Annotated in this window: 8 protein-coding genes and 1 pseudogene; 4 read left to right on the forward strand and 5 right to left on the reverse strand. The window is 68.7% G+C overall.

Annotation, left to right across the window (positions count from 1 at the left end):
• Positions 1 to 618 (forward strand): annotated as a pseudogene (locus ACFVXE_RS37965) (site-specific integrase); the annotation flags it as partial.
• 372 nt (positions 619 to 990) lie between these two features.
• Positions 991 to 1,218: a recombinase gene (locus tag ACFVXE_RS37970; RefSeq protein WP_389678256.1), complete on the forward strand. Its 228-nt coding sequence runs from the start codon at positions 991 to 993 to the stop codon at positions 1,216 to 1,218.
• Positions 1,219 to 1,337: 119 nt separating this feature from the next.
• Here the strand turns inward: ACFVXE_RS37970 and ACFVXE_RS37975 are convergent, their stop codons facing one another.
• The 5 genes from ACFVXE_RS37975 to ACFVXE_RS37995 form a co-directional block, all read right to left on the reverse strand.
• Positions 1,338 to 2,177: a class I SAM-dependent methyltransferase gene (locus ACFVXE_RS37975; protein WP_389678258.1), complete on the reverse strand. Its 840-nt coding sequence runs from the start codon at positions 2,175 to 2,177 to the stop codon at positions 1,338 to 1,340.
• 692 nt (positions 2,178 to 2,869) lie between these two features.
• Positions 2,870 to 3,580, reverse strand: a complete 711-nt coding sequence (locus ACFVXE_RS37980; RefSeq protein WP_389678260.1) for a hypothetical protein — start codon at positions 3,578 to 3,580, stop codon at positions 2,870 to 2,872.
• Positions 3,581 to 3,646: 66 nt separating this feature from the next.
• Positions 3,647 to 5,473 carry an asparagine synthase (glutamine-hydrolyzing) gene (gene asnB / locus ACFVXE_RS37985; protein ID WP_389678262.1) on the reverse strand — a complete coding sequence of 609 codons (1,827 nt, stop codon included), beginning with the start codon at positions 5,471 to 5,473 and terminating at the stop codon, positions 3,647 to 3,649.
• Positions 5,474 to 5,864: 391 nt separating this feature from the next.
• Positions 5,865 to 6,431: a hypothetical protein gene (locus ACFVXE_RS37990; RefSeq protein ID WP_389678264.1), complete on the reverse strand. Its 567-nt coding sequence runs from the start codon at positions 6,429 to 6,431 to the stop codon at positions 5,865 to 5,867.
• Positions 6,432 to 6,633: 202 nt separating this feature from the next.
• A complete protein-coding gene (locus ACFVXE_RS37995; RefSeq protein WP_389678266.1) occupies positions 6,634 to 7,542 on the reverse strand; it encodes an aldo/keto reductase in 909 nt (302 codons plus the stop codon).
• Between the two features lie 81 nt (positions 7,543 to 7,623).
• On the opposite strand from ACFVXE_RS37995, the gene ACFVXE_RS38000 reads away from it, so the two are divergent.
• A complete protein-coding gene (locus ACFVXE_RS38000; protein ID WP_389678268.1) occupies positions 7,624 to 8,610 on the forward strand; it encodes an ArsR/SmtB family transcription factor in 987 nt (328 codons plus the stop codon).
• A 315-nt stretch (positions 8,611 to 8,925) separates the two neighbouring features.
• Positions 8,926 to 10,005: a mechanosensitive ion channel family protein gene (locus ACFVXE_RS38005; RefSeq protein ID WP_389678270.1), complete on the forward strand. Its 1,080-nt coding sequence runs from the start codon at positions 8,926 to 8,928 to the stop codon at positions 10,003 to 10,005.
• Positions 10,006 to 10,116 lie beyond the last annotated feature (111 nt).

Raw genomic sequence — 10,116 nt, forward strand, 5'->3', positions numbered from 1 at the left:
CGCCCCGATACTGGATGTATCGGGGTGATCCCGACAACGCGGCGAGCGTGCGTGCGAGACGTCGCCGAGCAGGCGGGACTTTCGAAACACGCCCTCGCGCTGAACGACTGCAGCCCCCTGACCGTGCGGAGCTACGGGTACGGGGTACTGCGGTGGTTCCGGCTTCTGTGGCTGCTCGGGGTGTCCTGGGAGAAAGCGACCGAGGCCGAAGTCGCGGTGCTAGCGGGGTGGTTGCGCACTGCCAGCAACCCGCAGCGCCATCTTTCCAAGCCCGGCGGACAGGTGCCGGGATCAGTGAACCTTCGCACAGGCAAGCCTCATCTACGGGCCGGATACGCGCCCCGGACGATCAACCATGCGCTGTCGGTGGTCAGCGGCTTCTATGACTTCCACGCGCACCAGGGCAACGGTCCCGTGGTCAATCTGGTCCCGGTGTCGCCGCAGCGGCGCCGTGCGTTGGCCCACCGCAGCCCGTTGGAGCCCCAGGTGGTCGTCAGCCGGGCACGGCTTCGGCAGAAGGTGGCTGACCGGCCGCCACGCTCGATTCCCGACCTGCTGTGGGACGAGTTGTTCGAACGGATGGGGTGCGAGCGCGACCGGGCTCTGCTGGAGTTCTAGCCGCGGTCAGGCCCTTGCAGAGACGCACCCAGCGTTCCGGGAACTGAGGTTCACCCCGCACGACTTCCGTCGGATCTTCATCACCGAGCTCGTCAACAGCGGGCTCCCCATCCACATCGGAGCCGCGCTGCTCGGCCATCTCAACGTCCAAACCACCCGCGGCTACGTCGCCGTCTTCAACGAAGACGTGGTTCGTCACTACCAGGCCCACATCCACCAGCGCCGACAGGCTCGGCCCGCCGGCGAATACCGGGACACCACCTCGGACGAGTGGGCCGAGTTCGAGGAGCACTTCGATCGCCGCAAGGTTGAGCTCGGCTCCTGCGGCCGGCCCTACGGCACTCCCTGCCAGCACGAGCACGCCTGCGTCCGATGCTGCATGTCAACCCCAAGATGCTGCCCCGTCTCGCGGAGCTGGAGAGCGACCTCCTCGACCGCCGAGCACGCGCCGAAGCTGAGGGCTGGGCCGGTGAGATCGAAGGCATCGACCTCACCCTCTCCTTCCTCCGTGCCAAGCGCGACGAAACGCAACGCCGAGACCAGCGGCCGCCCGTCGACCTCGGCATCCCAAAACCTCGCAGGGGGAGGGAGAATCCGTGAAACTCCATCACCTGTGGCCAGCAAGCCTTGCGCCTCCTGAGCGGAGCCATCACAGACTGGACCTTTCGCCCCCTCGTGCTCTGTGGCCAACGGAGGGTGCCACGGCGTGCCAAACGGCGTCACCGCCGATGCGACACCGCCAACTCGATGAGATACCGCTTGGTCACCCGACCGCCGTACCGCCCGTCGATCAGGCCTGCAATACACCCCAGCAGGCCGTTCCTGGCAGTTTCTGAAAGAGCACGGTGACCGGAGTAGGTCTGAAGCAGCCTCAGATACTCCGACGTGGTGTACGTGAGGTCCCGTTCGTAACGGCGGAAGACCGTGGGACCAAACGCACCGCTCTGCACGACCTCCTGGGCGTGGTCCGAGCAGTCGATGTCGGCGGCTTCCGGAGGCCGCAACCCAGGCGGCGTGTCCGGATCGAACCGCTCATAGCAGCGCTGAACCTCGACGAAGAACTCCTCGGTACCACCCCTCACATGCTGGGTCCGCACCACGGCGAGCGCCCCGTCCGGATGCAGCGCCTCGGCAGCCTTCGCCATTCTTACCGCGGGGTCGATCCAGTGAAAAGCGGTCGCTGCGAAGACCACGTCGAACGACTCCTCCGGAAGAGGCCAGCTCTCGAAGTCCGCCGTAACGATCTCCACCCCCGCGGCCCCGTTCAGGTTACGGCGGGCAACTGCGGCCAAGCTCGGTCCTGCCTCGACCGCCGTGATCCGACAGCCTCGCTCGGCCAGCGGCATCGTGGCCTGCCCGGTCCCGCAGCCGACCTCCAGTACTCGGCTGCCCGGGCAGGCACCGGCGAACTCCGCAAGGTCGTCGTACAGCTCCGGCGGGTAGCCGGGCCTGGCCTGGTCGTACAACTCCGCATCTTCGTCGAACGTCTGGCTCAGGCGCACTCGCCGGGATTCCTCAGGCCGGTCGTCACGCTTCACGTGCGTGGTGTTGTCGGGCATGGAGAGCAGGCTAGGCGATGCCCGTCCGCGCATGAGCGGAAATAACGGCTTCAACTGCCCCGGGCATGGGCCACACCGTCTCGCCCCAGCAGCACGACAGAGCCTGGGCAAGCCAGCACGCGCGCATCCAGCAGATGTTTCTTCCCGCAGCCGACGTGGAAGTGGGGACATCCCCAGCACCGGCCGCCTCCCCACCTTGCAGCAACCCATGAGCGGATCCGTCAGAAATGGAGACTGCCATGCCCACCACATGCCTCGTCACCCATTCGAGCGAAGTGCAGAGAAGCACCGACGTGCGCAACCGTTTCGCCGTACGGTTCGCCACCCTGGCACGGCGCCCTCCGGCAGATCCACCGTGCTCACCCTGGTCGCAGGGGGTCGAGGAGTTCAGCGACCGGGGTGATGGGTGTGCGGGGGTGGAGGAGTTCGGTGCGGTGCACGATGCGGGGCTCGGTGATGGGCACGGCCGCGATACCGGGAAGGTTTTCGGCTGCGGGTAGCGCGGCAGCGGTGAGGCCGGCTCCGGCGGCCGCTCGGTCACTTTGATGCCAGCTGTCAGGAAGATCGAGAACTACAGGAGCGCTCTTACGATTCACCGACTCGCTCCCAGGGCCTGCTCGCATGGGCGGAACTGCGACCCGCGACGGTTCGCCTGCGAGACCGTGCGGAAGGAACCAAGGCAGTCCTTGCCCTCAGGGGAAGTCCGGGCACTTCTCGGCAGAGCCCTGCGAGACGGGCTGCCATACACCGTCGTCCCCACGCACGCCGAGTCGATCTGCTTGCTCCGCGGTCTCGATCAGCTGCGCGGTGGTCAAGGGGACGGCTGCCGCGAAGACCCGCCCGAGGTGGTGGCAGTGCAGCAGCGGGCGGAGTTCGTCCGAGTACGGCTCATCGGCGACCGCGAAGAGATCGGGCAGGGTCCAGCCCAGCGGACCTGCCACGGCAGTCAGCTGCTGCCGGCGGTGTGGACTCGGGTCCCAGCGCCACACCATCCCGTGGAGCGTACTGAGAGACAGTCCGATGAACGGAAGTTCGCGGATGCCGAAGCCGCGATTGCGGATCAACTCGCCGAGCACGGCGGCAAACCTGGTTTCGGCGGGACGGCGGCCAGGCCACGTCGGCTGCACGAAGGGCTCTGGAACAGTGACGCGGGGCAGCGAACGGACGAAAGTCTCCAGTGCGGCGAGTTGCGAGTGGTCGCAGTGACTGACGCGGTATGCGAACTGCCTCATGGCTCTGGCGTCGCGCTCCGGGGGAAGGAGTTCCGCCGGTACCCGGTGGCCCGCGACAACGAGAAGGTCTGCGGCCGGTATGTCGAGTTCGGCGGCAAGTTCGGTGAGTCGCTGCGGGGCGGTGTCGGTGCCGCGCGCGGCGAGGCTGCTCAGCATGGTGGCCCGTTCCATGTGAGGAAGGTAGCGGGTGGCAGCCAGGACAGCCGGGGAACGCCCTGGCTGCCACCCCGTGGTCCGTCAGTTCAGCTTCAGAACAGGCGAACGCAGATCGAACCAGGTCGCCAGGTCCAGCACCCGTTCCAGCAGCACCCGGTCCTGCTGGTCGGCGGTTTCGCTTCCGGCCCGGGTGGCCGCGGTGAGCAGGGCGCGGTCGCACAGGACCAGGGCCGGGTGGTCGTCGGCCAGCAGTTGGGCGGCCTGGGACCGGATCGCGGTGAGGTAGGCGGGGTCGAAGCTGCCTGGGTATCCGCTCTTCTTGCGGTCCGCGACGGACCGGGGGAGCAGGTCGCGGGTGGCTGCGCGCAGGATGCTCTTCTCCCGGCCGTCGAAGGTCTTGAGCGCCCAAGGTGTACTGAACACGTACTCCACGAGCCGGTGGTCGCAGAAGGGCACCCGGACCTCCAGCCCGACGGCCATGCTCAGCCGGTCCTTGCGGTCCAGCAGGCTCTGCACCATGCGTGTGAGGTGCAGGTAGCAGACCTGACGCATGCGCTTCTCCAGGCCGGTCTCACCGTCCTTCACCGGGGCCTGGGCGATGGCGGTGCGGTAGTGGTCCCGGACGTAGCCGTCCAGGTCGAGGGTGTGCGCAAGGTCGGGGGCGAGCACGCGCGCGGTGCCGAAGGCGGAACCGGCGAGCCACGGGAAGGTGTCGGCGTCGCGCCGGTCGTCGTGGAACCACGGATAGCCGCCGAAGACCTCGTCCGCCGACTCCCCCGAGAGCGCGACGGTGGAGTGCTCGCGGACCGCCTTGAAGAGCAGGTAGAGAGAGTTGTCCCGGTCGCCGAGCCCCAGGGGCAGGTCCCGGGCGCCGATGGCGGCCCGCCGGACCTCCGGGTCGGCGAGGGCGGCACCGTCCAGCACGATGTCGTTGTGGTCGCACTGGAGATGGTCGGCCATGGCGTGGACGTAGGGGGTGTCCTGGGTGGGGCTGATGTCCATGGCCTGGAAGTGCTTGTCCTGGTCAGGAAAGTCGACGGCGAAGCTGCGCACCGTCTCGCCGGAGGCGCTCAGGTGTGCTGCGGCCAGCGCGGTGAGGGCAGACGAGTCCAGCCCGCCCGAGAGGAGCGTGCAGCGCGGTACGTCGGCCACCAGTTGCCGGGCGATGGTGTCCTCCAGCAGCGCACGCACATGGGCGACGGTCGCGTCCCGGTCATCCGTGTGTTCCCCTGCCTCCAGGGACCAGTAGGGGCGTTCACGCAGCCCGTTGACGTCGACGATCGCCAGGTGCCCGGGGCGCAGCTCGCGCATGCCCTCGTACGCGGCGTGACCGGGAGTCTTCGCGAAGGAGAAGATCTCCCGCAGACCGTCCAGCCCGACGACCGGCGCGCTGAGAGGGTTCGCGAGGATGGCCTTCGGCTCGGAGCCGAAGAGCACACCGTCGTCGGTCTCCAGGTAGTAGAAGGGCTTGATGCCCATGCGGTCGCGGAGCATGAGGAGCCGGTCGGTGCGGGAGTCCCACACGGCGAAGGCGTACATGCCGTTCAGGCGTTCCGCCAGAGCGTTGCCCCACTCCAGGTAGCCCCGGAGCACGACCTCGGTGTCCGAGTCGGTCGTGAACCGGTGGCCGCGAGCGCGCAGTTCGGTACGGAGCTCGGTGAAGTTGTACGCCTCGCCCGAGTACACCAGGGCGACCGGGCCGTCCTCGGTGTCGATCTCCATCGGCTGAGCCCCGCCGGGGAGGTCGATCACAGCGAGCCGGCGGTGTCCGAGCACGGCGTGCCGCGCCGTCCATACGCCGCCGGCGTCCGGGCCCCGGCAGGCCATCGTCTGCGTCATGGCCTCCAGGGTGCCGGTGTGCTCGGGCAGGTTGCGCCGGTACGAGACCCAGCCGGTGATGCCGCACATGATGATGCCTCCGCTTCGCAGTGGAGCAAATAGATGCATCCACCATGGACCTAGGCGTACGAGTGTGACTACGGAGCGCCGGAGTCGCCATGTGTTACCTATCCCACACGTAAAGTCATGTTAACGAGAGGTTTCGCGCCTCCCGGGCACGACCTCCCCCTCCCCACGCCTGCGCCGCTCGGGCCCCGGCCGGGGGTTCCCACGACACGACGACGCGTGGCGCGTGAACACATCGCGCCACATCGGCGCCGCACCATCACGGCGGGTTGCCGCAGAGGTTCACCCGACGAACCACCTCAACGGAGTAGGCGGGCAGCCTTTCGCGTGCACCCGGACGGCCCCGGGAGCGGAGCAGGGCACCCGGTCACAGTCCTTCCCGGCGGATGGGTTCTCAAGAACAGCCTGGGGGCCGGGTACTGGACATGGCCGGGTAGACGGGACCGAGCGCGTCCGGAGTGATGGTGAAGGCCGCCCCGGCGTGAGCATTGGCACCCGGTGCGGTGGAGAGAGTGAACGAGAAGTACCGGACGTTGAACGGTGATCCGGAGGTCAGCGGGGCGCAGCCGCGTGCGGTCACGGAGCCGCCGACGACGCCGAGTTGCAGAGGGTCGGTGAACGTGCCGCTGCCGGGGACGGTGCCGCAGTCCAGGACCTGGGATCCCGTCGTCCGCTCGTCATCACTGCCGGAGCCGCCGCCGTCGGTGGCGTCCTGTTCGTCGGACGGAGTGCTGTCCTCGGGAGAGGGCGCCTCCTCGGCCGATTCCTGATCGGCGGGGTCCACGGACGGGGAGGAGCCGGAGGCGTCGGGGGTGGGCGAACCTGCGTCGGAGGTGGGCTCCGACGAGCTTGCCGGCGGCGAGTCCGCCACGGTCGGCCCGTCATGATCGGACGAGCTGCCGCATCCGCTCGCGAGCATTACCACCCCGAGCGCCACCATGCAATTTCGGATCATCAACATCCCCCACACCGTGGGCGGTTGCCCGCTCCAGCCACACCGTGCGCGGATATTACCCGATTTCCTCTTCTGTATCCCGCTGTATGGGTGCTTCTCCGTATCTCCTTGCAGATCGGCCACCGGGCCTGCGGTCATACGGAGTTGATGTGCCATCAGACAGAACGCCCGCGCCGCTACGGCGTGCGTCGGCCTCGGAGGAGCTGGTTCATTCCCTTTCGTGGTGGAGTGCGTCCAGGACGGCGAGTTCGTCCTCGGAGAGGCGCAAGGCACCGGCTGCCACGTTCTGCGTCAGGTGGTCGGGGTCTCCGGTGCCCGGGATGGCCAGCACATGCGGCCCGCGGTGCAGCGTCCACGCGATCCGGACCTGTGCGGCACCGGCCCCGTGAGCCCGGGCGATGGCAAGCACCTCGTCGCGCCTCTCACCCTTCGTACCTGCCTGACCCCCGGTGCCGGCGATCGAATAGAACGGCACGAATGCGATGCCCTGCCGGCCGCAGGTACGCAGGAACTCGTCGTGATCGGGCCGGATGCCGATGCCGTACCGGTTCTGTACGCAGACCACCGGCGCGATGGCCCGGGCCTCGGTGACGTGATGAGGGTGGACGTTGGAGAGTCCGAGATGGCGGATGAGGCCGGCTTCGCGCAGATCGGCCAGCGCGCCGAACCGTTCGGCGATCGAATCGGTTCCGATGATGCGCAGGTTCACCACGTCGAGATGGTCGCGGCCGAGTTGGCGCAGGTTCTCATGCACCTGGCCGCGCAGTTGCTCCGGAGTCGCGTGCGGCAGGAATTCCCCTGAGGGGGCACGACCCGGACCCACCTTGGTGGAGATGACGAGGTCGTCCGGGTAGGGGCCCAGCGCCTGATTGATCAGCTCGTTGGCCGAGCGAAGCCGCGAGAAGTAGAAGGCTGCCGTGTCGATGTGGTTCACGCCCAGCTCGACCGCTCGGCGCAGCACTCCGATCGCCCGGCCCCGGTCACTCGGCACGGCGCCGTCGGCGAACGCCTCGCCGTTCTGCGTCAGGCGCATCGCGCCGAACCCGATCCTGTTGACGGTCAGGTCGCCGAGCTGCCAAGTGCCCGATGCGGCCGCGGTGATGGTCTCCTTGGTCATGCCGGAATGATCGCCGGGCGACGGGACCACCCACCATTGATTAAGGTATTCCCGAATCCTCGCTGACCCTCGGAGGCGGCTGTGCCGGCGGAGCTGGAGTTCTCGGCGGACGATCTGGCGCAGATGCGCTTCGCCGTCTCCCCGATGTGGGAGGTCGGGACCAGTTTCAAACTGCTGAACTCGGGGTCGGGGCACCCCGTGCACCGTCGCTGGATCGAGCAGGTCAGGCCCCGGGTGGCGACCGCCGGACTGGACCGGGGGTGGCTGGCCGAGCTGATCCGGCCCGCGAGTTACGTCCCCGACTTCCTCAACCCGGCGCCTGCCGGGCCGGCTCCGACGCTGGCGGCGGAACTGGTCGGGATCCTGGCGGCTCCGGCCGACCGGGTACGCCGGGACCTCGACCGACTCCGGCACGAGCAGGGACGGCTCGACACACGATTGCGGACCCTGTACGCCCAGCCCTCCACGCACATGGCCCGGGTCACCGAGGAGATCGAGACCTACTGGGATCTCGCGGTGGCGCCGTACTGGGCACGGATCCGCACCGTGCTCGACGCCGATGTCTTCCACCGGGCCCGACAGGTAGCCGAACACGGCGCAGTGCACCTCCTCAACGACCTGCACACCTCGGTCGGCTGGGGCGACAACGCGCTTCGACTGGGCCGCCGGAAGAACCCGCTGTCCCGCGAGGCGGCCGGCACCGGGCTGCTGCTGATTCCCTCGGCCTTCACCGGACCTGTCCCACTCACCCGCACGGCGCCGCCGGAACCGCCGCAGCTGGCCTACCCTGCGCGCGGCATCGGCTCGCTGTGGGAGCCCGGGCCCGCCGACGCGAGAGCTCTCGCGGCCGTACTCGGCCGCTCCCGGACCCGTCTGCTGACCGAACTCGACACCCCGGCGTCCACCACCAGGTTGGCGCAGCGCACCGGGCTCTCGCCGGCCGCGGTGTCCCAGTTTCTGACGGCGCTGCGCGACGCGGGTCTGGTCAGCCCCCATCGTGCAGGCCGCTCCGTCCTCTACGCCCGTACCGCCGTCGCCGAAGCCCTGCTCATAGCCGCCTGCGGCTGAGATCTCCGCGGCGCCGCATCCGGGCCGGCGGTCGAGCCCGCCGACCTCACGAACCGCGGAGGTCACCCGCGCCCTGAGCTGCCGTCAGCGTTTCCACGGTGGCGTACCGGAGCAGGGTCCGCCGCAGTGCGTTCGATCGCATACGGCAGGATGAGCGGTCGCGTCGGATCCCACTTGGTACATCCGTGTCTCCCGGCGCGACCGCACACCCGAGAAACGAGCAGGTAGAACGGTGACGAAGCATCCCGTCCGGCGCCCTGAAACGGCGACGGTTCCCCCCATCAGTCATGTACCCCGGGCAGTGGGGGCGGAGCGGTGAACCGGGCCCTCACCCTGCACGACCTGATCGTCGCCGGTATCGCGATGGCAGCCGGCGTCGCGGCGGGCCTCCTGCTGCGCATGACGCTGCGCTGGCTGGGCGAACGCGCCCGCAGGACACGATGGAGCGGTGACGACGTCATCGTCGACTCCTTGCGGACCCTGGTCCCCTGGGCTGCCGTGGCCGCCGGCGCCGCGGCGGCCGCCACGGCGCTCCCGCTGACCGCCAGGGCCGGGCACCACGTGAACATGGCGCTGACCGCACTGCTCATCCTGTCCGGGACACTGACGGCGGCCCGGGTGATCACCGGTCTGGTGCGGTCGGTGGCCCAGTCAAGATCGGGGGTGGCCGGATCGGCGACGATCTTCGTCAACATCACGCGGGTCGTGGTGCTGGCCATGGGTTTCCTCGTCATGCTCCAGACGCTGGGCATCTCCATCGCGCCGCTGCTCACCGCCCTCGGCGTGGGGGGTCTGGCCGTCGCTCTGGCGTTGCAGGACACCCTGGCCAACCTGTTCGCGGGTGTGCACATCCTCGCCGCGAAGACGGTGCAGCCCGGTGACTACATCCGCCTCAGCAGTGGCGAGGAGGGCTACGTGGTCGACATCAACTGGCGTAACACCGTGGTGCGTCAGCTGTCGAACAACCTCGTGATCATTCCGAACGCCCAGCTCGCCGGTACCAACATGACCAACTTCAGCAGGCCGGAACAGCAGCTGTCGATCACGGTCCAGGTGGGTGTCGGATACGACAGCGACCTGGAACACGTCGAGCGCGTCACGACCGAAGTCGTCGAGAACGTGATGACCGGCATCACCGGCGCCGTGCCCGACCACGAACCGGCCGTCCGGTTCCACACGTTCGGGGACTCCAGGATCAACTTCACGGTCATTCTGGGGGTCGGCGAGTTCAGCGACCAGTACCGGATCAAGCACGAGTTCATCAAGCGCCTGCACGAACGGTTCCGGGCCGAGGGCATCTCGGTCCCCGCACCGACGCGCACCGTGACCGTGCAGCCGGGCGCGGCGCCTGTCACGATCCCTCACCAGCGCGAGGCGACGGAGTTGATTCCGTAGTACGTGGCCGCGTCCCGGAGCCGCGCGACCGGGCCGGCCGTGTCACACCGGTGCATCGGGTCCGGGCCGGGGGCGGCCGAGGGGGACGGCGCGCCCCGGACCGGGCGGGTC

The organism is Streptomyces sp. NPDC058231 (genome assembly GCF_042882275.1).
GTDB lineage: Bacteria > Actinomycetota > Actinomycetes > Streptomycetales > Streptomycetaceae > Streptomyces.